The organism is Hoeflea algicola (genome assembly GCF_026619415.1).
GTDB classification, from domain to species: Bacteria; Pseudomonadota; Alphaproteobacteria; order Rhizobiales; family Rhizobiaceae; genus Hoeflea; species Hoeflea algicola.
The window spans coordinates 3,216,699-3,242,705 of record NZ_JAOVZR010000001.1 but is presented as its reverse complement, the minus strand read 5'-3'; the positions used below and the strand labels follow the sequence as shown (position 1 = coordinate 3,242,705).

General features: G+C 61.3%; 23 protein-coding genes. 3 read left to right on the top strand and 20 right to left on the bottom strand.

Annotated elements, in window-relative coordinates; genetic code table 11:
* Positions 1–58: 58 nt before the first annotated feature.
* The 6 genes from OEG84_RS15875 to OEG84_RS15850 form a co-directional block, all read right to left on the bottom strand.
* On the bottom strand, positions 59–1,549 hold the full coding sequence (locus OEG84_RS15875; protein ID WP_267654649.1) for an ABC transporter substrate-binding protein: 1,491 nt from the start codon (positions 1,547–1,549) through the stop codon (positions 59–61).
* 35 nt (positions 1,550–1,584) lie between these two features.
* Positions 1,585–2,853 (bottom strand): acetylornithine deacetylase/succinyl-diaminopimelate desuccinylase family protein, encoded by a 1,269-nt coding sequence (locus tag OEG84_RS15870; protein ID WP_267654648.1) that lies wholly within the window; start codon positions 2,851–2,853, stop codon positions 1,585–1,587.
* A 181-nt stretch (positions 2,854–3,034) separates the two neighbouring features.
* Positions 3,035–3,382: a septal ring lytic transglycosylase RlpA family protein gene (locus OEG84_RS15865; protein WP_267656214.1), complete on the bottom strand. Its 348-nt coding sequence runs from the start codon at positions 3,380–3,382 to the stop codon at positions 3,035–3,037.
* Between the two features lie 244 nt (positions 3,383–3,626).
* Entirely contained in the window at positions 3,627–4,499 is an 873-nt protein-coding gene (locus OEG84_RS15860; protein WP_267654647.1) for an SDR family oxidoreductase, read from the bottom strand.
* Positions 4,500–4,518: 19 nt separating this feature from the next.
* Complete coding sequence (queG, locus tag OEG84_RS15855; protein ID WP_425602858.1) at positions 4,519–5,712, bottom strand: tRNA epoxyqueuosine(34) reductase QueG; 1,194 nt, start codon at positions 5,710–5,712, stop codon at positions 4,519–4,521.
* A 4-nt stretch (positions 5,713–5,716) separates the two neighbouring features.
* Positions 5,717–6,409, bottom strand: a complete 693-nt coding sequence (locus OEG84_RS15850) for a glutathione S-transferase family protein (RefSeq protein WP_267654646.1) — start codon at positions 6,407–6,409, stop codon at positions 5,717–5,719.
* Between the two features lie 188 nt (positions 6,410–6,597).
* Here OEG84_RS15850 and OEG84_RS15845 point away from each other — a divergent pair, with 188 nt between their 5' ends.
* Positions 6,598–7,401 carry an undecaprenyl-diphosphate phosphatase gene (locus OEG84_RS15845; RefSeq protein ID WP_267654645.1) on the top strand — a complete coding sequence of 268 codons (804 nt, stop codon included), beginning with the start codon at positions 6,598–6,600 and terminating at the stop codon, positions 7,399–7,401.
* Between the two features lie 71 nt (positions 7,402–7,472).
* Here the strand turns inward: OEG84_RS15845 and OEG84_RS15840 are convergent, their stop codons facing one another.
* The 14 genes from OEG84_RS15840 to OEG84_RS15775 all read right to left on the bottom strand — a co-directional run bounded on the left by OEG84_RS15840 (position 7,473) and on the right by OEG84_RS15775 (position 21,300).
* Entirely contained in the window at positions 7,473–7,619 is a 147-nt protein-coding gene (locus OEG84_RS15840; RefSeq protein ID WP_267654644.1) for a hypothetical protein, read from the bottom strand.
* A gap of 232 nt (positions 7,620–7,851) precedes the next feature.
* Complete coding sequence (locus tag OEG84_RS15835) at positions 7,852–8,562, bottom strand: sulfite exporter TauE/SafE family protein (protein ID WP_267654643.1); 711 nt, start codon at positions 8,560–8,562, stop codon at positions 7,852–7,854.
* Between the two features lie 71 nt (positions 8,563–8,633).
* A complete protein-coding gene (locus OEG84_RS15830) occupies positions 8,634–9,614 on the bottom strand; it encodes a complex I NDUFA9 subunit family protein (protein ID WP_267654642.1) in 981 nt (326 codons plus the stop codon).
* 211 nt (positions 9,615–9,825) lie between these two features.
* Complete coding sequence (locus OEG84_RS15825; RefSeq protein ID WP_267654641.1) at positions 9,826–10,119, bottom strand: DUF1330 domain-containing protein; 294 nt, start codon at positions 10,117–10,119, stop codon at positions 9,826–9,828.
* Between the two features lie 35 nt (positions 10,120–10,154).
* A complete protein-coding gene (pyrF, locus tag OEG84_RS15820) occupies positions 10,155–10,883 on the bottom strand; it encodes an orotidine-5'-phosphate decarboxylase (RefSeq protein WP_267654640.1) in 729 nt (242 codons plus the stop codon).
* A gap of 203 nt (positions 10,884–11,086) precedes the next feature.
* Positions 11,087–11,668 carry an NADPH-dependent FMN reductase gene (locus OEG84_RS15815; protein ID WP_267654639.1) on the bottom strand — a complete coding sequence of 194 codons (582 nt, stop codon included), beginning with the start codon at positions 11,666–11,668 and terminating at the stop codon, positions 11,087–11,089.
* A gap of 80 nt (positions 11,669–11,748) precedes the next feature.
* Entirely contained in the window at positions 11,749–12,285 is a 537-nt protein-coding gene (gene pmtA, locus OEG84_RS15810; RefSeq protein ID WP_267654638.1) for a phospholipid N-methyltransferase PmtA, read from the bottom strand.
* A gap of 172 nt (positions 12,286–12,457) precedes the next feature.
* Entirely contained in the window at positions 12,458–13,600 is a 1,143-nt protein-coding gene (dnaJ, locus tag OEG84_RS15805) for a molecular chaperone DnaJ (RefSeq protein WP_267654637.1), read from the bottom strand.
* Positions 13,601–13,696: 96 nt separating this feature from the next.
* Positions 13,697–15,616: a molecular chaperone DnaK gene (dnaK, locus tag OEG84_RS15800; protein WP_267654636.1), complete on the bottom strand. Its 1,920-nt coding sequence runs from the start codon at positions 15,614–15,616 to the stop codon at positions 13,697–13,699.
* Positions 15,617–15,872: 256 nt separating this feature from the next.
* Positions 15,873–18,053: a transglycosylase domain-containing protein gene (locus OEG84_RS15795; RefSeq protein ID WP_267654635.1), complete on the bottom strand. Its 2,181-nt coding sequence runs from the start codon at positions 18,051–18,053 to the stop codon at positions 15,873–15,875.
* Between the two features lie 236 nt (positions 18,054–18,289).
* Positions 18,290–19,681, bottom strand: coding sequence for a dipeptidase (locus OEG84_RS15790; protein ID WP_267654634.1), 1,392 nt, complete (start codon positions 19,679–19,681; stop codon positions 18,290–18,292).
* Between the two features lie 240 nt (positions 19,682–19,921).
* Positions 19,922–20,377: a hypothetical protein gene (locus OEG84_RS15785; RefSeq protein WP_267654633.1), complete on the bottom strand. Its 456-nt coding sequence runs from the start codon at positions 20,375–20,377 to the stop codon at positions 19,922–19,924.
* 15 nt (positions 20,378–20,392) lie between these two features.
* Complete coding sequence (locus OEG84_RS15780) at positions 20,393–20,797, bottom strand: DUF1398 domain-containing protein (protein ID WP_267656212.1); 405 nt, start codon at positions 20,795–20,797, stop codon at positions 20,393–20,395.
* Positions 20,798–20,838: 41 nt separating this feature from the next.
* Positions 20,839–21,300, bottom strand: coding sequence for a MarR family winged helix-turn-helix transcriptional regulator (locus OEG84_RS15775; RefSeq protein ID WP_267654632.1), 462 nt, complete (start codon positions 21,298–21,300; stop codon positions 20,839–20,841).
* 349 nt (positions 21,301–21,649) lie between these two features.
* Between OEG84_RS15775 and polA the strand changes: the two genes are divergently transcribed.
* Together polA and OEG84_RS15765 are read left to right on the top strand one after the other, a co-directional pair.
* Positions 21,650–24,592, top strand: a complete 2,943-nt coding sequence (polA, locus tag OEG84_RS15770) for a DNA polymerase I (protein WP_267654631.1) — start codon at positions 21,650–21,652, stop codon at positions 24,590–24,592.
* Between the two features lie 166 nt (positions 24,593–24,758).
* Positions 24,759–25,991, top strand: coding sequence for an ABC transporter substrate-binding protein (locus OEG84_RS15765; RefSeq protein WP_267654630.1), 1,233 nt, complete (start codon positions 24,759–24,761; stop codon positions 25,989–25,991).
* The last annotated feature ends 16 nt before the right edge of the window (positions 25,992–26,007 follow it).

The window sequence follows — 26,007 nt, the reverse complement described above, 5'->3', positions numbered from 1 at the left end:
CCGGGCATCAGGGCGCGGGGGCCGGAAATCTGACCGGCCTCCGTGCTGGTCTCAGGTGTCACTTTTCCCAAAAGACGCCAGTCATGTCGTTGGCCTGGGTCGGCGAATTGGGCCACAACCCCTTGAGCTTGGCGTTGGCGACACCGGTACGGGGCAACTGGAACAGATAGGCGTTGACGTAGTCGTCAGCGATCTTCTTCTGCGCCGCCTGCATCAGTTCAGTGCGCTTGTCGGGGTCGGTGGCCTTGTCGAGATCGGCCATGATCGCCTTGAAGGCGGGGTCGCCATACTGGAAGTAATAGTCATCACGGGCGTAAATGCCGATGTCCATCGGTTCGGTATGGGAGACGATGGTCAGATCGAAATTCTTGGCCTTGAACACGTCGGAAAGCCATTGCGCCCATTCGACATTGGTGATGTCGACATTGATGCCGACCTCGCGCAATTGCGCGGCGATGATTTCGCCACCACGGCGGGCGTAGCTCGGCGGCGGCAGCTTCAGCGACAGGGTCAGATCTTTGACGCCGGCTTCAGCCAGCAGCGCCTTGGACTGTTCCGGATCGTAAGCCGACTGCGCGGTGAGATCGACATAGGCAGGGTTGTGCGGGGCGAAATGGGTGCCGATCGGCGTGCCGTAGCCGAACAGGGCGCCATCGATGATCGCCTTGCGGTCGATGGCATGGGCGATCGCCTTGCGCACCGTGATGTTGTCGAGCGGCGGCTTCTTGTTGTTCATCGCCAGAATGGTTTCGCCCTCGGACGAACCGATGATCACCGAAAAGCGCGGATCGGCCTCGAACTGGGTGAGGTTTTCCGGTGCAGGAAAGGCCGGGAAAGCATCAAGGTCGCCGGTCATCATCGCCGCGAAAGCAGCCGTCGGGTCGGAAATGAACTTGAACGTCACATGATCGAGCTTGACCGCCTCGCCCCAGTAATCGGGGTTGCGATCGAGTTCGACCCGGTCGCCCTTGACCCATTGAGCAAACATGAAAGGGCCGGTGCCGACCGGCTTGGCGGCGTTGCCGTCAGCGGATTCTGGCGCCACAATCACCGCGTCGCCCCAGGCCAGGTTGAACAGGAACGAGCCGTTCTGCTTTGACAGCGTCACCTTGACCGTGGCCGGATCGACCACATCCACCGAGGCGATGTCGGCAAACAGTGCCTTCTGGGCATTGGTCGAATCTTCGGCGCGGGCGCGGTCGAGCGAAAACTTGACGTCATCGGCGTTGAAATCGGTGCCGTCATGGAACTTGGCGCCTTCGCGCAGGCTGAAGGTGTAGACCAGGCCGTCATCAGAGATGGTCCAGCTCTTGGCCAGCGCCGGCAGGATCTCGCCATCGGGACCAAAACGGGTGAGGCCTTCGAACAGGTTGGCGTAGAGCACTTCGTCGATCGCCGCCGCGGCGCCACCGGTGGGGTCGAGGTTCGGCGGCTCGAGCTGCATGCCGATGGTGGCGTCCATCTTGGCAGCCATCGCCGGCGTGACGCCGAGCGCCAGCCCCAAGGTCAGGATCGAAACGGCAGCCGCCGCAATCGGGTTCTTTGTCATCAGGCTTTCCTCGCTCCCAGTGAGACGGCGGCGTTTTACGCGCGACCATGCAAAAGATCATCCAGTGCGAAGGCCATCACCTTCGCCGAATCGACCATGTCGTCAATCCCCACATATTCATCCGGCTGATGCGCCAGATCGAGAATGCCGGGCCCATACGCAATACAGTCTTTCAAGCGACCTATGCGGTCAATATGTTTCTGGTCATAGGTTCCGGGCGAAACCACATGCACCGGCTCGCAGGCAAGCGCCGAGCGGATGCCACGTTCAACGGCCTTGACCACCGGCGCATCGACCGAGGTCATAGTCGGGCTAACCTGCCAGAGTTCTTCGAAATCATAGCGGAACCCCGGCCGTTCCGATTTCACCCGCTCCAGCAGCGTGATGATTTCCTCGCGCACCTCGTCGGCCTGTTCCTCGATCAGATAGCGCCGGTCGATCACCATCCGCGCGGAATCGGGGACGCAGGCTGAAGGAAAGCCGGTGAAATCCGGCTCCGGCTCGGCCTGGCCGCCATGCAGCGAATTGATGTTCATGGTCGATTGCCGGGCGCCATCGGGAACCACCGGCATTGCCGTGTGCTTGCGCGCGAGAGCCGGAAACAGCGAGGTTTCCATTTCGGAAATCACCGCGCCCATGTGCCGAACCGCACAATCGCCCAGAAACGGCATCGACCCGTGGGCGATGCGGCCGTGGGTGCGAATTTCGGCCCACATCACGCCGCGATGACCCAGACAGATGCGGTCCTTGTTGAGCGGCTCGGGGATGATCACATGCTGGACCCGCTCGGGTGAAAAATAACCCTGCTCGGCAAGCCAGGCGACGCCGCCATAACCGCCGGTTTCCTCGTCCGCGGTGCCGGAAATCTCGATGGCGCCGGGATAATCGGGCCAGAGCGCAATGAAGGCTTCCGCGGCGATGATCGAGGCTGCCAGCCCGCCTTTCATGTCGCAGGCGCCACGGCCATAGATCTTGCCATCGGAAACCGTTCCGCCGAACGGATCGTATGTCCAGCCGGCACCGGTCTCGACCACGTCGATATGGGAATTGAAGTGCACGCAAGGGCCGGCACGACCGCCTTCACGGCGGCAGACGACATTCCAGCGCGGATGCCGCTCGCTGTCGCCGGGCGTGCCTTCGGCGCGCAGCAGCTTGATGTCAAAGCCGGATTTCTTGAGGCGCTGGGCCAGATATTCGCAGATGTCGCGGTAGCATTCGCCCGGCGGATTAAGGGTTGGAATGCGGATAAGTTCCTGGGTCAGCGCCACCAGATCATCGCGCCGGGCGGCAATTGCCGCCGCCATGGACGTTTGTCGTGTCGAAATTGCCGCACTGTCCATCATGTCCTGCCTCCGACCGCGCGGGGTCACTGTAACGCTTTGATTTACTGCATGGTATCAGCGCCCAAATAGTCGAATTCGGGCGCCCATGCATTCGTCGCAGCGCACAATAGCGTGACAAACCGGTCTGGCAAGATGGACAGGTTCAGGAAACGACGCGGAAGCAGACCTTGGCAACGCCCGACTTGATCATCCCGAGCTCACCAGCAGCCGCCTTGGAAACGTCGATGATGCGCCCCTTGACGAAGGGGCCACGGTCATTGATCCGCACCACCACCGACTTGCCGTTGCGCGGATTGACCACTTCAACCTTGGTGCCGAAGCGAAGCTTGGGATGAGCGGCCGTGAGCTTGGCCGGGTTCATGCGCTCACCCGACGCGGTGAGCGAGGTCAACGCATACCAAGACGCGCGCCCGCAAGAGGGCTGAGCGGCAGAAGCCGGAGAGATGACAGCGACGGTTGCTGCGGCGGCCAGGATGCCGGCAAGGAACATCTTGCCGATACGTGCGTTGGTTCTTGTTGAAGTCAATTTTCAATCCCTTTTGGTGATGCCTCGGGTGTTGCACACCGAACCGGGCCAAAAGAAGATCCCCAAAATCACTTGTTGTTGCGTTTTGTTGCAATGCAGCAAAACCAATTTGCCGCGCGCGCAGATGTATCCGCAAGGATCATTTCAACACTCGGATTTCATGCGTGGATATTTTCGCGCAAATGGGTCGATTTGAGCCCGACAGGCGTCAGCGCGCCCAACGTCCATCGCGCCATAGCGCGCCGAGGCCGGCAGCATAGTCCGGATAGAGAAACTGATAGCCGGCGGCCTTGATCGCCTTGTTGGAAACGCGTTTGTTTTCGCCATAGAACGAGCGCGCCATCGGCGTCAGTTCCGCTGTTTCAAAATCGGTCTCCGGCGGTGGTTCGATCCCCATCAGCGTGGCAGCATGGGCGACAACATCCTGCGGTGGCGCCGGTTTGTCGTCGGTAACGTTGAAAATCCCCTCGCCCCGGTTTTTGGCAAGCATCGCGGTGGCGCCGCCGATGTCTTCGACGTGGATCCGGTTGAACACCTGGCCCGGCTTGATCAGACGCCGGCCCTTGCCTGCATCAAGTGTTTTGAGCGCATTGCGGCCAGGTCCATAGATGCCTGACAGGCGGATGATGGCGAGCGCCACACCGGCGTCAGCGGTCAATTTGCTCCAGCCCTGCTCGGCCTCGAGCCGGGCGATCGAGCGCCGGGATACCGGGCGGCAGATGGACTGTTCATCGACCCAGGCCCCGCCATGGTCGCCATAGACCCCGACGGTCGAGAGATAGCCGATCCATTCGAGTTTCGGCATAGCTGCTGCTAGCCCGCCCTCAAATGCCGACAGAATCGGGTCGCCACCGGCATCCGGGGAAATCGACATCACAAGGTGGGTGGTTTGGGTCAACTCTCTTGCCAACTCCGCTTCGGGCACGCCGCCAGCGTAGACATAGGGCGCAAGTCCGGCGTTTGCCAATTCGGCAAAGCGAGTCTTGCTGCGTGTGGTGCCACCGGCAAATTCGCAGGTCGGCGCCAGCGCCCGGGCGATGGCGAGACCGGAAAAACCGGCGCCAAGGATCATCAATCGCATCGTTGTTCCACTTCTGCCCTCACACCTTGCCCTTCAAGGCGATGCGCCATTCATCCGCAACCCCGTCGTCAGGATCGGTCCCGAAGGAAGCAGCCAGGCTATGCATCTCTTCGGGGTCCAGCAACTGTGACAGCGCCCAGACCGCCGCGCCACGCACCAGTGGCGCGGCATCGCTCAGAAGCGCCTTGCAGGCCGGAACCAGTGTCTGGTCGGCGCTGTTGCCGGCAGCAATCAGCACATTGCGCATGAACCGGTCGCGGCCGATCCGCTTGACCGGGGAACCCGAGAAGAAGGTGCGAAAACTCGCGTCATCCATGGCCAGGAAATCAATCAGCGGCGGCGATTGCAGATCGTCGCGGGCAACCAGCTTCGCTTCGTGGGCGACCTGCGCATATTTGTTCCACGGGCACGCGGCCAGGCAATCGTCGCAGCCATAGATGCGGTTGCCGATTGCGGTACGGAATTCGTGCGGGATCGCGTCCTTGTTCTCGATGGTGAGATAGGAAATGCAGCGCCGCGCGTCGATCTGATAGGGCGCAGGAAAGGCGTTGGTCGGACAGGCGTCGAGACAGGCCCGGCAGGACCCACAGTGATCGACCTCGGCGGTGTCGGGGTCCAGAACAACGGTGGTAAAGATCGAGGCCAGAAACAGCCAGGAGCCATGGCTGCGGCTGACCAGATTGGTGTGTTTGCCGATCCAGCCGAGCCCGGCCGAGCGGGCCAGCGGCTTTTCCATCACCGGCGCGGTGTCGACAAATACCTTGACGTCGCCGCCCGAGCGGGAGGCGAATTTCCCCGCCAGTTCCTTCAGCTTGCCCTTGATCAGGTCATGATAATCGCGGTTGCGAGCATAGACCGAGATGTTGGCGCTGGATTTTTGCTCAAGATTGGCCATCGGGTTGGTGTCGGGGCCGTAATTCATCGCCAACATGATCACCGAGCCGACTTCGGGCCACAGGGTTTTCGGATCGGCGCGGCGGGCGCTGGTTTCCTCGAGCCACTGCATCGAGCCGTGGCGCTCAAGCTCGACAAAGCGTGCCAGCCGCTCGGCGACGTCGGGTCCCGGATCGGGCGCGGTTATCGCCAGCGCGCAGAAGCCGAGCCGCTCGGCCTCGGCGGCCAGAAAGGCCTTCAGGCGCTCAGCCTTGATGGCAGCCTTCTCCGCGGCCTTGTCGGTCATCGTGGCTGGTGCGGAGGGGTCAGCTGTCGTCATCGTTTTAGAAATCGAGATCGGCGTAGTGGGAGACCGGCGCCAGATTACGAATCCGGTCAGCCAGAATTGGCCGGAACGAGGGCCGCGACTTGACCCGCTGATACCAGTCCTTGGCCTGCGGGTTGGCATTCCAGTCGATCTCGCCGAGATAATCCATCATCGAGATGGCTGCTGCGGCAGCGAGGTCAGCGTAACTGAGCCTGTCTCCGGCTAGCCAGGCACGAGAACCGGCGAGCCAGGACAGATATTTCATATGCTGGCGGATATTGGCCCGCCCGGCGCGCAGCATCTTCGGATCGGGGGCGCCACCGCCCTTATCTGCCGGCATCATCAGTTTGAGAACGCGCTCGCGCACCAGCGGCCGCGCGACATCGTGCTCGAATTTGATCAGGAACCATTCCATCAACCGCCGGATTTCGGCGCGCCGGAACGGGTCCTCGGCCAGAAGCCGCCGATCTCGCTTGAACACGCCAAAGGATTCATCGAGCCATTCGGCGATGATGTGCGGCCCGCACAGCGCGTGATTATTGTCAGTCATGCAGACCGGCAGGGTGCCGGCCGGATTGATCTTGAGAAACTCCGGACGCTTTTCCCAGACATTTTCTTCCACAAGCTCGGCCTCGAAATCGACTTCACCGAAGCACACACGAATGAAGCGGGACGCTGTAGAGGCTTTATGATGATACAAAATTGGCATGATGAAGCTGGACGTGATTGTGTTGGCGCCGGGGCGCAGGACTGGTCAGATTCTGGAAAATAGAGCTATAGGGTTTGACACGCGGCAAGACAAGCGAATCACTGATCCGGCTATGCCGGCGCTGTTTCGCCCTTGGCGCCTGGATAAACGCCAATGACGGCCACAAAGCGACACGGGGACGGCTCCGAATGAATGAAACGACACTCGTGGGCGCGGCCCTGCTTGGCCTGATCGAAGGCCTGACCGAATTCATTCCGGTATCCTCGACCGCGCATCTGTTGCTGGTGGGCCATTTTCTCGGATTCAAATCGCCCGGCAACAGCTTCGAGGTGCTGATCCAGTTGGGAGCGATCGGGGCAATCCTGTCGGTGTATTTCGCCCGACTGTGGAAACTTGCCACCGACCTGCCGTCAAGCCCGAAGGCGCGGCATTTTGTCGGCGCCATCCTGCTGGCTTTTCTGCCGGCAGCGGTGATTGGCGCAATGGCGCACGGGTTCATCAAGTCGGTGTTGTTCGAATCAACCGCGCTGATCTGCTGGGTGCTGATTGCCGGCGGTATCGTGCTGCTGGTTGTCGACCGGATGAAGCTGACACCGAAATACACCAATGTGATGGACTATCCGCTGTCGATGGCCTTCAAGATCGGGCTGTGCCAGACCTTGGCGATGATTCCGGGCACGTCGCGCTCCGGCGCCACCATTGTCGGCGCGCTGCTGCTCGGGGCGGACAAGCGATCGGCGGCGGAATTTTCGTTCTTCCTGGCGATGCCGACCATGGCCGGCGCCTTCACGCTCGATCTCTACAAGAATTACGATTTGCTGGCCGCCGATGATGTCGCGGCCATCGTCGTCGGCTTCGTGATGGCGTTTATTGCCGGAGTGGTGGTCGTGCGCAGCCTGCTGGACTTCGTGTCACGGCGCGGGTTCACGCTGTTTGGCTGGTGGCGGATCGTGGTTGGCACACTCGGCCTGGTCGGGCTGTGGCTTCTCTGACACTTTGATCTGATGCATATAAAATCGCGCTCAAATGAGACCATTCGAGCGCGGCATGCATGAGGCGGTGATTATTCGCTGAGTTGGGCGAGGCAGGGATCGACGCCGTAGGCCGGAGCGCAGCCCTTGGAATCAGCAACACTGCGGGGCGCAAAGGCAGACGCGGAGAGAATCACAACAACCGCGAAGGCGAATGCAGATATGACGGTTTTGCCCATGACTTTACTTCCTTGATCCATTTCATGCCCAATGCTGCGCACATTCGGTCGGTTCCCGCTTCTGCAGGATAATTAAATATTTCACCAAGACCCGTAAGGGACGGTGACGGCGTCTGGCGCGCGGCAATTGCCGGCTCAGCCAAAGGCAGGGGCGATCTACCCGGACCGGCAGGTCCAGGCAAGTGGCAAACCGCTGGCGGGGCCAATAAAGCCGAGGAAACTTAAATCATTCCTAACCATGCGCCATTCCGACAACACCACGCCGGATCATGTCGAGCGCAAGCACGGTGAGACAGACGCGGAAAGCCATCCGGAACCGCTCCTCAGGCATTTTCTGCAGAAAATTGGCGCCGACCCACGTTCCGGCGAATCCGGTCACAATCATCGCCGCAATCAACGGCAGCCAGGGGGTAAAGGCAAAGCCTGCAAGCGCAAAAGCAACCGTCTTGACCAGATGCTGCAGGCTCATCACCGCCGCCGTGGTCGCCTGCAAGCGCAAACGGTCGGGAAAGGTCTTCGAAAGCACCATAGCATTGAAGGGGCCCGTGGCGCCGAAGATCATCGTCAGGAAGGTGGTGATGGCGCCGGTGAGCGCGAAGCCGCGCGGCCCGATGGCAGCCAGTCGGGGCAGCTTGAGCCAGGTAATGAGCAAGATGAAACCGCCGAGCAGCGCCTTGAGCGTCGGATCGGCCAGCGCGCCGACCGCCAGCCCGCCGGCCCAGGCGCCGGGTATGGCGCCGGCCAGGAAGGCGGCGAGGCAGATCCAGGCGATGTGGCTGCGCAGAATCGAGCTGCGACTGAGATTGGAGCCCAACTGCACCGCGCCGTGCAGCGGGATGATGGCCGCAACCGGAACCAGATAGCCCATCAGTGCAAGCATGGCGACGCCGCCACCAATGCCGACCGAGACGGTCAGCGCCGAGGTGAAGAAACTCGCAATCACGAGCGACGCCGCAACCCAGAAGTCGAGCCCTTGCGGCACAAGGGCTGCGACAGTCTCGTAAAACTGAGCGCTCAGGCTTCGTTGCCGGTGCCGCTATACTGGCCTTGCGGCCGGTAGCGGGTGAGGTAGGACGGCAGGACCGCCTCGATCGTGGCAAGCTGCATGCCGAGGCTGGCGAGCGTACGGTTCTCGCGCACAGCTTCAGCGGAGACGACGTTGTCGGTCTTCAGCAGGGTTACCTGATCGCCAGTCAGAGGCGGCTCGATCAACGGAATCAGCGATGCGACCTTGCCGATCAGCGAGGCCAGGCTCCATGGCAGCGGCACCAGCACACGCTTGCGCTGGATGACGTCGAGCATTTCCTCAAGACATTGCTTGAAGCTCAAGACCCGCGGACCGCCAAGTTCGTAAATGGTGCCGGGGACAAGCAGGCCATCAACACTGCGCGCCACGGCCTCGGCGACGTCGCCGACAAAGACCGGCTGGAATTTGGTCTCGCCGCCGCCGATCAGCGGCAGGAACGGTGAAAACCGGGCCATTTCTGCGAACTTGTTGAAGAAGTCGTCTTCCGGGCCGAAAATGATCGACGGGCGCAAGATCACCGCATCGGGCAGAATCTTGGCGATCGCGGCTTCAGCACACCCCTTGGTGCGGGCGTAATCGGATTCGGCTTCGGTATCCGCGCCGATGGCGGAGATGTGGGTCAGGCTGGCGCCCGCGGCACGGGTAGCCTCGGCAACCGCGCGGGCGCCGAAATCCTGGACCGCATCGAAGGTGTTGCGTCCGGATTGGAAAAGAATGCCGACACAGTTGATCACATGATCCGATCCGGCCACGGCGCGGTTGACGGACTCACGGTTGCGCAAATTGGCCTGAATGGCGACGATCTGGCCGACCCCGCCGAGCGGCTGCAGGTGACCGGCAAGATCGGGACGGCGCACGGCAACGCGAATGCGGTAGCCGCGGCGAGCGAGCGCGCGCACCACATGGCGGCCAACAAAGCCGGAGCCGCCAAATACCGTGACGAGCTTGGGTTGGTTCAGCGATGACATTCATGCACTCCCTGACAGGATCATTTAAGCCGCCCGGCCTGAGCAGACGGATTGGGCCGTGGACGCATTCCAGCCACGCTCATAATCAAAAATCACCGCAAGGTGAAGAGCCTGAGGATGCGTCCCATCGTCTATCTTCGCCTTTATCGGCACCGCGCCGCCCCGAAGATCCTTGGATGATCACGGAGCAGCGGCGGCGGATTTTGTCGGATCAGGCGTCGTAGCCGTCGACGACGATCAGTTCGCCCTCGGAATATTGCTGCCGGATGGCGCGGGCCTTCTGGTAGGTCTCGGAATTGTAGCACGCCAGTGCGGCGGCACGACTGGGGAACTCGATGACCACATTGCGGGCGCGGGCGGTGCCTTCGAGAGAGTCGAGTTCGCCACCGCGAACCAGAAATTTCGCATTGTGTTCGATGAAAGCCGGCTTCGCGGTTTCCACATAGGCCTTGTAGCCCTCGGGGTCGCGCACATCGATGCGTCCGATCCAGTATCCCTTGGCCATATTCTCATCCTTCTATTGCTTGGTGTTTGATCTTTTCAGGCGTTTGACATTTCGGTGCGGATGGCGCGGACGGCGGCAGCCGGATCGGATGCGGCCGAAATCGGTCGGCCCACCACCAGATGGGTTGCACCGGCAGTCAGCGCGTCAGCCGGCGTCATCACCCGCTTCTGGTCGCCATGATCGGCACCCGAGGGCCGGATACCCGGCGTCACGATCGCCATACCCGGGCCGACAACGGCGCGCACGGCGGCGGCCTCCGCGGCGGCGCAGACGATGCCGCCCATGTTAGCCTCGCGCGCCTGCGCTGCGCGGCGCAAAACCAGTTGTTCGGGCGTGAATGCATAGCCGGCGTCGGATAGGTCGGCGGCGTCCATCGAGGTCAACACGGTGACGCCCAACAGGCACAGGCCGCTGCCGCTGGCGGCTTCAACAGCAGCCTTCATCGCTTTCGGGTAGGCATGGAGTGTCAGCATGTCGACGCCCATCCGGGCGACATTCTCGACGCCCTTGGCGACGGTGTTGTCGATGTCGAGGAGTTTCATGTCCAGAAACACCTTGCGGCCAGCGGCCTTGAGCTCGCGCGCCAGCGGCAGGCCGCCGGCAAAGGCCAGCTGGTAGCCGATCTTGAAGAACACCGCTTCGTCACCGATCCGCTCCACCAGCGCTTCGGCTTCGGCAACCGTCGGCACGTCGAGAGCGACGATGAGACGGGGATCGGCAATTGCCCGTGTTGAATTGTCGAGGTGTATCGCGGCGTTGGCCATGACGCTGTTCTCCCAAGCGCCGGGCGTTCGCAGCAACGCTTGATCGACGCTTTTTTCGCTTGAAACCAGGCAAGCCGGTTTCGTCGCCGTGAGGCGCTGGAAACCTTCATGCAGTCATTATCGGTCCTCGCATGAAGAGCCAGCGTTCGCAAGACCTGTCGCAACGATAAGCCCTCGCCTGCCGTTGCTACAGGCGGCCAAGCTCAGCGGCTGTTCATCATGGTGCAATGGGCAATCAAGGAGGTGCAAGTGCTGGCCATCATTGCTGCCGTCCGCTCGTCCTTTAGCCGCCCGTCAGCGTCGAAGGCATTGGCCGCACCGCCGACCGAGCATTGCTCGCTGATTACCTGGGTTCCGACATTCATCATCACCGAGCGGACATGGTAGAGACCGCGAATACCCGCGAACCGGCCATTGGAAGCTGATCCCAGCGCCACAAAACGGCCCTTCCAGGGCTTGAACGGCTTGTCGCCATCCCTGGCGATCAGACTGACCCAGTCGATCATGTTCTTGAGCAAGGGCGGAATTGACGAATTGTATTCGGGGCAACACAGGAAGACGCCATCCTGAGCGGCAATCAACCGGCCCAGCTTCAGGGCATTGTCGGGAATGCCCGACTGGTTCTTCAAATCCTCATCGACTAGCGGCAACGGATAATCGACGAGCGAAATCCGGGTGACGTCGGCGCCCTGGTGGGCGAGTTCGACCGATACGGCGGCAGCCAGGGAGGCATTGAAGGAACCGCTCCGGTTGGAGCCGGGGATGACGAGGATATTGGGAATCATGAATTACTCCGCTGGATAATTTGCCGCCTGCGGGACGGCGCAATGGCACTGGGCAAGGGCGGGGACAAGGCGCAAAGGCCTCAGGCGATAATTGCCTTGCGGCGATAGAGCCATAGCCGCGCCGGCGGCACATTGCGCATGACAAAATCGTGACGGATCACGTCGAAACTGCCGCTGCGCGGTGGCACCGGCGAGGCCGGCCCATAGGAAAACTGCACCACCGGCCGTCCACAGGGCAAGCGGTCGAGCAGATCTTCAATCAGCGCAACCCGGTCTGCGACAGGGAAATTCAGCAATGGGATGCCCGATATTGCGCAGTCGAAACGCTGTTCATTGAGCGCGCCGAGCGTCGTTTCAAGTTCGAAGGCATTGCCGTGAATGAACCGGACTTCGGGGAAATCGAGTTTCAGCCGAGTGTAGAACTGATGCGAGAATTCTACCGAGACAAGCTGGACCGGCGCCACACCGCGGGCAAGAATGGCACGGGTGATGACACCGGTACCGGGCCCGAGTTCGAGCACCGGCAAACCGGAGCCGGGATTGACGACGGATGCCATTGAACGGGCAGCGATCGATGACGTGGGCATGATCGCGCCAATATTACGAGGTCCATCCATCCAGACCCTGAAGAAACGGATTTCCTCGTCGAAACGCGCGGCGATCTCGCTTGGGAAAATTCATGCTCACTCCCCGCGCCACCCGCTGGCGCCCCACCCTTCCGCCATCTGGCGACATCATGCCGCCAGACACCGCGCTGCAGAAAGTTCAAATCGGCCCGGGTGCGGCAGATCAGTCCGTCAGCGTGTCAAAGAAACCCTTCATCCGCGAGAAGAAGCCGGAGGATTCCGGGCTGTTCTCCTTGGACGAAAGTTCCTGAAATTCCATCAACAGTTCGCGCTGGCGCTTGGACAGCTTCTGCGGCGTCTCGATCGAAATCCGGATATACAGATCACCCAACTGGGCCGAGCGAAGCACCGGCATGCCCTTGCCGCGCAGCCGGAGTTCCTTGCCGGGCTGAGTGCCTTCGGGAACACTGACGCGTGAGCGTGCCCCGTCCATGGTGGTAATGTCGAACTTGCCGCCAAGTGCGGCCGTGGTCATCGAAATCGGCACGGTGCAGAACAGATCCGCGCCTTCGCGTTGAAACACTGCGTGCGGGCGCACGGAAAGGAAAATGTAGAGATCACCGGAGGGACCGCCGCGCATACCGGCTTCGCCCTCACCGGAGAGCCTAATGCGGGTACCATCCTCGATGCCGGCCGGAATATTGACCGACAGCGAGCGTTCTTCGGTGACACGGCCCTGGCCACCGCATTTGGTGCAGGGGTCAGTGATGGTCTGGCCGCGACCGTGGCAGGTCGGGCAGGTACGCTCAATCGAAAAGAAACCCTGGGCGGCGCGAACCCGGCCTGCACCGCCACAGGTGGCGCAAGTGGTTGGCTGACTGCCGGGCTTGGCTCCTGATCCGGTACAGACATCGCAGGTGATCGAGGTCGGAACCCTGATCTGCGCGGTCTTGCCCTCATAGGCTTCCTCGAGCGAAATTTCCATGTTGTAGCGCAGGTCGGCACCGCGTTCGCGGCCGCCCGATGACCGCCGCCCGCCACCACGGCCGCCGCCCATCATCTCGCCGAAGATGTCTTCGAAAATATCCGAAAAACCGCCGCCGCCACCCATGCCGCCGCCCATACCGCCTGGGCCGCCCTGTTCGAAGGCGGCGTGACCAAACCGGTCATAGGCTGCGCGCTTCTGTGGATCTTTCAGGAACTCGTAAGCCTCGTTGATTTCCTTGAACTTGCGTTCTGCATCGGAATCATCGGGGTTCTTGTCCGGGTGAAACTTCATGGCCAGCTTGCGGAAGGCGCCCTTGAGCTCCTTCTCGTCCGCGCCACGCGCCACACCGAGTGTTTCGTAAAAATCCGCCTTGGCCATGATGCTCCGTCGACGTCCTGATTGCTGTCATCGCTTCCGGCATAGCCGGACGAAAACACGGGAACCGTAGTTCCCGGGTTTTGTTACATCCGCCTATCAGGCCGACTTCTTCTGGTCGTCATCGTCGTCCTTGACTTCCTCGAAGTCGGCATCAACGACCTTTTCGTCGCCTTCAGCCTGCGCATCGTCTTCGCCAGTCTCGGTCTGGGCCTGCTCATACATCGCCTGACCCAGTTTCATGGAGACTTCCATCAGCGTCTGGCTCTTGGCCTGGATGTCTTCGGCATCAGGTTCTTCAGCCTCGACCGCCGCCTTGAGTGCTGCAATCGCGTCGGCAATCGCCGTGCGATCTTCCTCGGAGACCTTGTCGCCATAATCCTTCAGCGACTGTTCCGAAGAATGGACGAGGCTCTCGCCCTGATTCTTGGCTTCCACCACAGCGCGGCGCTTCTTGTCGGCGTCGGCATTGGTTTCGGCTTCCTTGATCATCGCGTCAATGTCGGCGTCGGAGAGGCCGCCAGATGCCTGGATGCGGATCTGGTGTTCCTTGCCGGTGCCCTTGTCCTTGGCCGAGACGTTGACGATGCCGTTGGCGTCGATGTCGAAGGTGACCTCGATCTGCGGCACGCCACGCGGCGCCGGGGGAATGCCGACGAGATCGAACTGGCCGAGAACCTTGTTGTCGGCGGCCATTTCACGCTCGCCCTGGAAGACTCGGATCGTCACCGCATTCTGATTGTCCTCAGCGGTGGAGAAGACCTGGCTCTTCTTGGTCGGGATCGTGGTGTTGCGGTCGATCAGACGGGTGAACACGCCACCCAGCGTCTCGATGCCGAGCGACAGCGGGGTCACGTCGAGCAGCAGCACGTCCTTGACGTCGCCCTGCAAAACGCCGGCCTGAATGGCAGCGCCCATGGCGACCACTTCGTCCGGGTTGACGCCCTTGTGCGGCTCCTTGCCGAAGAACTTCTTCACCACTTCCTGGATCTTGGGCATGCGGGTCATGCCGCCGACCAGAACCACTTCGTCGATCTCGGCTGCCTGAAGGCCAGCATCCTTGAGCGCGGCCTTGCAGGGCGCGATCGTGCGCTGGACGAAATCATCGACCAGGCTTTCGAACTTGGAGCGGCTGAGCTTCATGGTCAGGTGCTTCGGGCCCGACGCATCGGCAGTGATGAACGGCAGGTTGATTTCGGTCTGGGACGCAGACGAAAGCTCGATCTTGGCCTTCTCGGCGGCTTCCTTGAGGCGCTGCAGCGCGAGCTTGTCCTTTTTCAGGTCAATGCCCTGCTCTTTCTTGAACTCGTCGGCCAGGTAGGAGACCAGACGCATGTCAAAGTCTTCGCCACCAAGGAAGGTGTCACCATTGGTCGACTTGACCTCGAACACGCCGTCGCCGATTTCGAGAACCGAAACGTCGAAAGTGCCGCCGCCAAGGTCATAGACGGCGATGGTCTTGCCTTCGGTCTTGTCGAGGCCATAAGCCAGCGCCGCTGCGGTGGGTTCGTTGATGATACGCAGCACTTCAAGGCCGGCGATCTTGCCTGCGTCCTTGGTAGCCTGGCGCTGGGCGTCGTTGAAATAGGCCGGAACCGTGATGACGGCCTTCTCGACCTTTTCGCCGAGGTAGGATTCAGCGGTTTCCTTCATCTTCTGAAGGATCATCGCGGAGATCTGAGCCGGGGAATAGCTTTCGCCATTGGCTTCGACCCAGGCGTCGCCATTGTCGCCGCGTGTAATCTTGAACGGGACAAGATCCTTGTCCTTGGTCACGGCCTTGTCTTCATAACGACGGCCGATCAGCCGCTTGACTGCAAACAGGGTATTTTCAGGGTTGGTGACAGCCTGACGCTTGGCCGGCTGGCCAACCAGACGCTCGCCATCTTCGCTAAAGGCCACCATCGACGGCGTGGTGCGCGCACCTTCCGCATTTTCGATCACGCGGGCGTCCTTGCCATCCATAACTGCAACGCAGGAATTGGTGGTTCCGAGGTCGATACCGATTACTTTCGCCATATTACTTTCTCCTTGAAGCGAGCTGCCGGGACCCGGTCAGGCGTTCCATACGACAGCCCCTAACGGGACATTGTTAAAAACCGGATGACATGCGCCGTCCGGTCCCTTCGCCCCCCTGTCGTCCGCCGGTTGTTGCGGTCATCGTCAGGGGCGTTGTCGGGTATATAAGAATGTCGCTTGAAGACTGCAAGCGCCGCGAACAGTACTGATTGCCGGTGGGCAGCGGTTTTTGTGCAGAAAACGAGCCGCTTGCAGGCTAATTTCCCATTAAAATGTCGAGCAGGGTGGTGCGTCGGCCTTGCGCGTCGGCCGGAGGCGGGGCGCCGATCTCGGCCGGCGGTGTCGGTCCACCGGTGGTGGGGGCGCCGGTGGCGTCGCGGGAAACAGGAATCGGGGCTAGATCGCGAACAAGTTCCGCCATCGGATCGGCGGCCGATGCCGGACCTTCAATCGCCACCGGCGGCAGCGGTCCGCCGAGCGGCAGGCCCGCCGGCTTGAGGCCTGCATGGGCGGCCTGCATATAGGTTTTCCAGGTTTCGGCGGGCAGCCCGCCGCCGGTGACTTTTTTCATCGGCGCACCATCATCATTGCCAAACCAGACACCGGTGGCCAAATTGGCGGTGTAGCCGACAAACAGCGCATCGCGGAACGACTGGCTGGTGCCGGTCTTGCCCGCAACCTGCCAGCCATCAAGCCTGGCCTTGCGACCGGTGCCCTGTTCGACGACACGGACCATCATCCGGTTCATCATCGCCGCAACTCCGGCGTCAAGCACCCGTGGCGGGTTGTTGTAGGTGTTTTCATAAAGCACCTTGCCGCTATGGGTAGTGATGCGGCGAATGACGTGCGGCGTCGCCTTGTAACCGCCATTCATGAACGGCGCATAGGCTGCGGTCAGCTCCAGCAGTGTGACCTCGGATGTGCCCAGTGCGATTGACGCATTGGCCTGCATCTTGGCCTCGATGCCGAGCCGATGCGCAGTCTTGACCACGGTTTTCGGGCCCACTTCCATGACCAGCTGTGCGGCGATGGTGTTGAGCGAAAAGGTCAATGCATCCGACAGTGTTACCTCGCCGCGGTATTTGCCGTCGTAATTTTCGGGCGTCCACTTGCCGATCTTGACCGGCGCATCATTGCGCACCGATTGCGGTGTCCGGCCCTGCTCGAGTGCTGCGGCATAGACAAAAGGCTTGAAGGCAGAGCCGGGTTGGCGTTTGGCTTCGGTCGCGCGGTCAAACTGGCTGGTGGCGTATTCACGACCGCCAATCAGCGCCCGCACCGCACCGGTGCCATCCAGTGATACCAGCGCACCCTGACCGACACGGAATTTGGCGCCCTTGGCGTCGAGACTGGCCTTGAGCGCCTTCTCGGCTTCGCGCTGAAGCTGGAAATCAATCGTCGTGTCGACCACCAGGTCCTGGGTGACCGGGCCGACAAGATCGGTGATCCGGTCCATCACCAGGTCGGCGACATAATTTTCCGAGCCGCTCCAGTAACTCTTGGCCCGCACCTGCGGGCTGGTCAGCGCGGTGGCGGTTTCGCTATCGGAGACAACACCCTGGTCCCGCATCGCAGCCAACACCACCTGGGCGCGGGCTTCGGCACCCTTGGGATTGCGCGCCGGCGACAGCCGTGACGGCGCCTTGAGCAGGCCTGCGAGCAACGCAGCCTGGGCCAACGTGACATCACGGGCGGGTTTGCGGAAATAGCGCCGCGAAGCCGCCTCGACACCATAGGCGCCGGAACCGAAGAACACCCGGTTGAGATACATTTCCAGTATCTGGTCCTTGGTGAACTTGTGCTCGAGCCACAACGCCAGCAGCACTTCCTGGACCTTGCGCTCAATCGTGCGTTCGGGTGAGAGAAACAGGTTCTTGGCCAGTTGCTGAGTCAGCGTCGAGCCGCCCTGGACCATGCGCCCGGCCATCGCATTGGCCAGCATGGCGCGGGCCAGGCCAATCGGATCGACCCCAAAATGCGAATAGAATCGCCGGTCCTCGATGGCGACCACCGCTTCTGGAATGTAAGGCGACATGTCTCCCAGCAACAGCGCCTCGCCGCCGGTGGCGCCGCGGTTGGCCATAATCTCGCCCTTGACCGACATGATCTTGACGTTGGGCGGACGATCGGGAATCGACCAGGTGGCGGCGCTCGGCATGCGCGCGCCGTAGAAGGCGACGATCCCGGCGATGCCGATGCCGCCCCAGATGGCAAATACGAAACTCCAGTAGACCAGCCCACGCAGCGCCCGCACCAGGCGGCCGCGCGAGGTCCTTGCCTTGGCTTGTCTCGCCTTCGGAGCGGCTTTCTTGCGGCGTTTGGCCGGCGGCTTCTTGCCCGCAACCCGTTCATCGGCAACGGTCCGGCCGGCAGCTTTCGGCTTGCCGCGCTCAAAGGACGGTTCGATGCGGCTTCGGGGAGTTGTCTTGCGCGCCATGAAGGGTCCGGATGCTCTCTGGTCCCGGGAGCGGCTTGGCGTCAACTCATCATGGCGCGAAGCAATCCGGGTTTTCGGTTCGACGCAGATCGGAAACGAACCCTGATTGACTCAGTCCGTCGCCGCGTTGCGATCGTGAGACACCCTAAATGCGACGATTTAAGGGGTGGTTAAGGAAACCACCCCTTGCAACGCAGTGCATCCAATTGGATGCGTAAAACATCGTTTAACCCAGGTTACGGCTTCGACAGAGCCTGCAGAATCCGCACCCAGGAGCGGATTCCCTTAGAAAACGATGTCAGGTCGTATTTCTCGTTGGGCGAGTGAATCCGGTCATCGGTCAATCCGAAACCGCACAGCACCGACTGCAGACCGAGAATGTTCTGGAAATCGCCGACAATCGGAATCGAGCCGCCCATGCCGATCATCACCGCCGGCTTCGGCCATTCATCGGTGAGCGCGTTGCGGGCCTTGGTGACCATCGGCGAATCAAACGGCAACTGGATCGCCGGCGATCCGCCATGCGGGGAGAAGCTGGCGCTGCAATCTTCCGGCAACCGCGCTTCGACATGGGCGCGGAACGCGGCGCGGATCTGGTCGGGATCCTGCTTGCCGACCAGACGGAAAGACACCTTGGCGGCGGCTTGCGCGGCAATCACGGTCTTGAAACCTTCGCCAGTATAGCCACCCCACATGCCATTGATCTCGGCGGTCGGGCGCGCCCAGGTGAGTTCGAGCACCGAGCGGCCCTTTTCACCGGCAGGAACCGAAAGGCCTACCTCACCCAGGAAACTCTCGGCGGTCTTGCCCAGATTGTTCCAGCTCTCGAGCACCTGTGCCGGGGTATGCTCGACACCGTCATAAAAGCCTTCGAGTGTGACACGTCCGGTTTCATCATGCAGATCCGCGAGAATTTTTGACAGGATCTGCAGCGGGTTGGCGGCAGCCCCGCCAAACAGGCCCGAATGCAGGTCACGGTCGGCGGCATGAATGGTCACTTCCTCCCCGACCAGGCCGCGCAACCCGACCGAGATTGCCGGCGTTTCCGTGTCCCACATGCCGGTGTCGCAAACCAGCGCGCATTCGGCCGTGAGTTCCTCGGCATTGGCCTTGAGGAACGGCTTGAGTGATGGCGAACCGGATTCCTCCTCGCCTTCAAACAGGATGGTGATGCGGCACGGCAGCGATCCGGACGCTGCCTTCCAGGCGCGGCAAGCTTCGACGAAGGTCATCAGCTGACCCTTGTCATCGGCGGCGCCGCGGCCGGTGATCGCCTTGCGACCCGGCGCGATCTCCTTGATTTCCGGCTCGAATGGCGGGCTGGTCCATAATTCCAGCGGATCGACCGGCTGAACATCATAGTGGCCGTAAAACAGGAAATGCGGCGCATCCGGCGTCGCACCGTCATGATGGGCGACCACCATCGGGTGGCCGGGCGTGTCGCGCAGGCTGGCGTCAAAGCCAAGACCGATGAGTTCATCAACCAGCCACTGGCCAGCACGGCGGCAATCGGCAGCAAAGGCGGGATCGGTGGAGATGGAAGGAATCCGCAACAGCCCGAACAAGCGCTCGAGGCTCTCGTCAAACTGGGCATCGGCAGCGGATAGGGCGGCGGTCAGATCGGTCATGGCAAGCTCCGGAAGGGAATCAGAAGCGGGCAGACTAGAACATCCGGCGATCAGGCGGAATCATCGAGCCGCAGATTAGATGGACTCCTGTTCCACGCATCCAATCGGTGGTACGCCACTTTCGCGCAAGGGGTGGGAAGCCGGGATCGGACAAAAGAAAAAACCGCCATGGCCGGAGGGGAGGCCATGGCGGCGTATTGGTCGGACAAGGACCGATTGAGGGGCGGGGCGGCCCTTGTCCTAAGTCTGGATGCGGCGGGGGACGAGCCGGAGGTCCAGACGTCGGCTTTTTATGTGCCGGTAATGATAATTTGGTAAGCTATTATGGCTTTTCAAGGACACGAACTGCGCGCAAAGATTACAATTTGGTAACCATTGTGTGATCGTGGAGCGGCGCATCACCGCTACCCAGGCCTTGCAGGCCGACGTCCGATAGCGGATCGCCCGGTTGCGCGTGTGAATCCATGACGGCCGGAGCGTTTGGCCTCCTGGGCAGCGAATCGTGTCGCTGGCCTCGTCAAAGATAAACCGGACCGGGCGGAAATGCTCGGAGTTCATCGCGCTGTGCTTGATAGGCGCGGCCACTTCTATGTCGTCACGTTCATAGTGGGCTATTTCCTCGGCATTCGAATAGCCGCCATCGGACAGCATCTGAAGCCGTTCGACCTTCAACACTTCCTTCGTCCCCATCGTCATGGGGCGGCTCGTCGCCTATTGATTTGGAAAGTGCTCAACGTGGGTTTCGGCGGTGCGCCCGAGGTACAAAGCGCGGCGGCCGGAGAACGACACGATATAGCCGGCGCAGCCCGCCACAAGCGCCTTCTCGCAGAAGCCCCTGTAGGTGTAGCCGGGGACCTGCTGTTGTGCTTCCCGGATCGCCGCCTGCATGCGCGCTGTATCGAATGCCGGTGCGATCGACGCATCGACCCGGTGCGCCGGTAGTTCGACGCTCTCGCCGTTGGGCAGGTAGTAGGTTGCGGTTGCCCGCCGAAAGTCAATCGCGTAGCTTTCGAAGCCCGCTTCCATTAACATTCCCACGATGTGTGGAAAGGCCATGGTGTTTCCCTCGGCTGCCTCAAGACAGGTCCGGGCAATGGCTTTCTGGTGTTCGTCCATTGTGATTTCTCCGTGGTATCCGTGGTAGGGCTGGATGACGTTCATTCGATCGGGATTGCAGTCATGTGGCGGCGTTGGGCCAGGCTCTTCAGGAGTCGCCCCAGTGTTTCCCGCTCAGCCCTGGTGAGACATTCGAAGAATTCGGCATCGTTGCAGTCGGCAAGCGCGGCCAGATCCGGCACGAGGGCACTGCCGCGATCCGTCAGCGCGAGTGTCTGCGCGCGGCCGTCGTCCGCGCTGGCCTCGCGCATGACCAGCGACTTCGCGATCAATCGGTCGGCGAGCTTAGTGATCGCTCCCCTTGACATACCCATATCGTCGGCAAGCCGGCTGGGCAGCATCGGCTCCTTACCATAGAGCGCGCGCATCAGGCTCCATTCGGCTACAGTCACCTCCTTGTCAGCCAGCTTGGCCGCGAAGGCGTGGGACACGTGGTTGGACACCATGCGCAGCCAGAAGCCGATGTGAGCAGTGAGGTCCGAAACAGGCTGGGTGGAAGACATTGCAACCTCATTAGTTGACTAGGAAACTATATCATTATGATTTCCTAGTTAACTAAATATGTCGCGGAGCTGCACATCGGCAACGGGCAATTTTCGCACAGCCTGTACCGCAAGCCACCTTGCGAAGCGCGATACCAGATAAACGATGTGGTTTCTATCACTTGCACCGGGTCAAATCGCTATGGATGCCGTCGACCGCTTGCGGATACGAATGGAGCAATTTTGCGCATGGCCGTGTCTGCGTCGTTTGCGCCGGCGATGGCCGGTAAACGGCGTGCCTGTGCATTTTGCATGCTCATAGGCCGCAAAGCGGATGGACCTTGGCGGCACCCCGCGCTAATCCTGCGCCATGAAAAAAGGTGATCATCTCTTCCTCGTTGACGGCTCCGGCTATATTTTCCGCGCCTATCACGCCTTGCCGCCGCTGACGCGCAAGTCCGACGGCCTCCCGGTCGGGGCCGTGGCCGGTTTCTGCAACATGCTGTGGAAGCTAATGGTGGACACCCGCGACACCTCGGTGGGGGTGACGCCGACCCATTTCGCGGTAATTTTCGACTATTCATCGAAAACCTTCCGCAACGAGCTCTATCCCGAATACAAGGCCAACCGCTCGGCGCCGCCTGAAGATCTGGTGCCGCAATTTGCCGTTATCCGTGAGGCGACACGGGCCTTCGACCTTCCCTGTATCGAGATGGAAGGCTTTGAGGCCGACGATCTGATCGCCACCTATGCGCGGCTGGCGCGCGAAGCCGGCGCCGATGTCACGGTGATCTCGTCGGACAAGGACCTGATGCAGCTGGTCGGCCCGCAGGTGTCGATGTACGATTCGATGAAGGACCGGCAGATCGGCGTGCAGGAAGTCATCGACAAATGGGGCGTGCCGCCCGAAAAAATGATCGACCTGCAGGCGTTGACCGGTGATTCGGTTGATAACGTGCCGGGCATCCCCGGCATCGGGCCGAAGACCGCGGCACAGCTGATCGGCGAGTTCGGCGATCTCGACACGCTGCTCGAGCGGGCCGGCGAGATCAAGCAGAACAAGCGGCGCGAAAACATCATCGAATTTGCCGATAAGGCGCGGATTTCACGCGAGCTGGTGCGGCTTCGCGACGATGTCGAGGTCACCGAAAAGCTTGACGAGCTGGTGCTCAACCCGCTCGACGGGCCGAAGCTGGTGGCTTTCCTCAAGGGCATGGAATTTACCTCGCTGACAAGGCGGGTGGCCGAGGCCACCGATACCGACGCAGCTGCAGTCGACGCCGCCGAGATCGCGGTTGACGCGGCTGCGGAACTGCGCGGACCCGATCTCGATCCGGGCCAATCTGCAGCGGCTAAAAACTCAACAGGATCTGGCGGCGACGACACGCCGCAGGATCTTGCAAAACGGCGCGCGGAAGCTGCGGTGGCGGCCAAGATCGACACCAGCGGGTACGAAACGCTGCGCGACATCGAGCAGCTGAAGCTGTGGCGCGCAATGGCGCGCGAAACCGGAGTGGTGGCGTTTGATACTGAAACCACCTCGCTTGACGCGATGCAGGCGGAACTGGTCGGCTTTTCGCTGGCGGTTCCCGAAACCGCACCCGATACCGGTGAGCTGAAGGTAAAGGCCTGTTATGCGCCGCTGATCCATTCCAACGGCGCCGGCGACCTGCTTGGCGGCGGCGGGTTGCAACCGGGACAGATGCCGGTGCGCGAAGCACTCGACGAGATCAAGGCGCTGCTGGAAGACCCGTCGGTGCTCAAAATCGGCCAGAACCTCAAATACGACATGCTGGTGCTCGCCCGCCACAACATCTCGATCGTCAGCTTTGACGACACCATGCTACTGTCTTACGTGCTCGACGCCGGCCGGGGCGGCCATGGCATGGATGCACTGGCCGAACGCTTGCTCGGCCACACAACCATCTCTTACAAGGATGTCGCCGGATCCGGCAAAAGCTCGATCCCGTTTGCCGAAGTGATGATCGACAAGGCCACCGCCTATGCGGCGGAAGATGCCGACGTGACATTGCGGCTCTGGCATGTGCTCAAGCCACGGCTGGTGGCCGAGGGCATGGCCACGGTCTACGAGCGGCTGGAGCGGCCGCTGGCGCCGGTGCTGATGCGCATGGAAGAACGCGGCATCCGCGTCGACCGGCAAATCCTGTCGCGGCTTTCAGGCGAACTGGCGCAGGGTGCTGCGGCGCTGGAAGCCGAAATCCAGGAACTGGCCGGCGAGAATTTCAATGTCGGATCGCCCAAGCAGCTGGGCGAGATTCTGTTCGGCAAGATGAGCCTTCCCGGCGGATCGAAGACCAAGTCCGGGCAATGGTCGACCTCGGCGCAGGTGCTCGAAGACCTTGCCGCGACTGGCCATGAACTGCCGCGCAAGATCGTCGACTGGCGGCAGCTGACCAAGCTGAAATCGACCTATACCGACGCGCTTCCGGGCTTCATCAATCCGGAAACCAAACGGGTGCACACCTCGTTTGCGATGGCTGCGACCACCACCGGCCGACTGTCGTCGTCCGATCCCAACATCCAGAACATCCCGGTGCGCACCGCCGAGGGCCGCAAGATCCGCACTGCCTTCATCGCCGAGCCCGGCAATGTGCTGATCTCGGCAGATTACAGCCAGATCGAACTCAGGGTGCTGGCGCATGTCGCCGACATTCCACAGCTCAAGCAGGCTTTCGCCGATGGCATCGACATTCACGCCATGACTGCGTCGGAAATGTTCGGCGTGCCGGTGGAAGGCATGCCGTCGGAAGTGCGGCGGCGCGCCAAGGCAATCAATTTCGGCATCATCTACGGCATTTCGGCGTTCGGGCTGGCCAACCAGCTCAGCATCGAACGTTCGGAGGCGGGCGAATATATCCGCAAGTATTTCGAGCGGTTCCCCGGCATCAAGGACTACATGGACGCCACCAAGGCGGAAGCTCGCGAGAACGGGTTTGTGACGACAATCTTCGGCCGCCGGGCGCATTACCCCGAAATCAAGTCACCGAACGCGCAAGTGCGCGCCTTCAACGAGCGCGCCGCCATCAATGCACCGATTCAGGGCTCCGCCGCCGACATCACCCGCCGCGCCATGGTGCGGATGGAGCCGGCGCTCGACGCCGCCGGTCTGAAGGCGCGGATGCTGTTGCAGGTGCACGACGAACTGATCTTCGAAGCAGCGGAAACTGACGCGGAAAAGATCATTCCAACCATTGTCGAGGTGATGGAAAACGCAGCCATGCCGGCCATCGACATGGCTGTGCCGCTGAAAGTCGACGCCCGCGCCGCGCTCAACTGGGATGAAGCACACTAACACGCGCCCTCCGGTCGACGGCATGCCCATCAAAAACGCTGCGATCAGCGACAGCGATACACGCGCGAATCACCAAATTGTGACGCTGCGGCAAGGTCGCTTCGATTGACGGCAACGGGGCCGTGTGGTGTCTGACTTCAACACCAGCCGACTGATGAGGGACACGATGTTCAAATTGCCATTTGTTTTCGCTGGCGCGCTTGCCGCCGCGCTGGCGCTCGCCCCCTCCGCCAATGCCGTCGATCCGGATCCGCATGACTGGGATGCGGTGCTGGAGGCTGCGCGCGGTCAAACCGTCTATTTCAACGCCTGGGGCGGCTCGGAAAACATCAATTCCTACATCGACTGGGCCGGACAGACGCTGAAACAGCGCTATGGCGTTACCGTCACCCACGTCAAGCTGGACGATACCGCCAATGCGGTGGCCAAGGTTCTGGCCGAAAAGGCTGCCGGCAAGGATGAAGGCGGGTCAGTTGATCTGATCTGGATCAACGGCGAGAACTTTGCCTCGATGAAGCGTCAGGGCCTGCTGATGGCGCCGGACTGGACCACGGCTCTGCCGAACTGGGCCTATGTCGATCACGAGAACAAGCCGACCATCCTGACCGATTTCACCATTCCCACCGACGGGCTCGAAAGCCCCTGGGGCGGGGCCAAGCTGGTGTTCTTCCACGACAGCGCCCGCACTCCAGCCGAGGAAATGCCTAAATCATCAGCGCAACTGATCGAATGGGTGCAGGCAAATCCGGGGCGCTTTTCCTACCCGCAGCCGCCGGATTTCATCGGCTCGTCGTTTCTCAAGCAGGTGCTTTCCGAAACTATCGTCGACAAGACCAAGCTTTCTCAACCGGTGACCGAGGCCAGTTTCAGCCAGGATACGGCGCCGCTGTTTGATTATCTCGACCAGCTTCACCCCAATTTGTGGCGCGGTGGCAAGGCCTATCCGCAGAACTACCCGGACATGAAACAGAAGCTCGCCGATGGCGAACTCGACATCATTTTCGCGTTCAATCCGTCGGAAGCCTCGGCTGGAATTGCGGCCGGCGAACTGCCCGATACCGTGCGCTCGTTCACCTATCCCGGCGGCACCCTCGGCAACACCCATTTTGTCGCCATTCCCTACAACGCGGCTTCCAAGGCCGGGGCGCTGGTGCTGGCCAATTTCCTGATTTCGCCGGAAGCGCAGGCGCGCAAGCAGGATCCGTCGATCTGGGGCGACCCGACCGTGCTGGCGATGGACAAGTTGTCTGAAGCCGACCGCTCAGCCTTCGCGGCACTTGATCTCGGCGTCGCCACGTTGAAGCCCGATGAACTGGGCCCGGCACTGGACGAGCCACATCCCGACTGGATGGAACAGATCGAGGGCGAATGGCTGAGGCGTTATGGCGCTGCCAATTGAGCTGCGGCAGGATTAT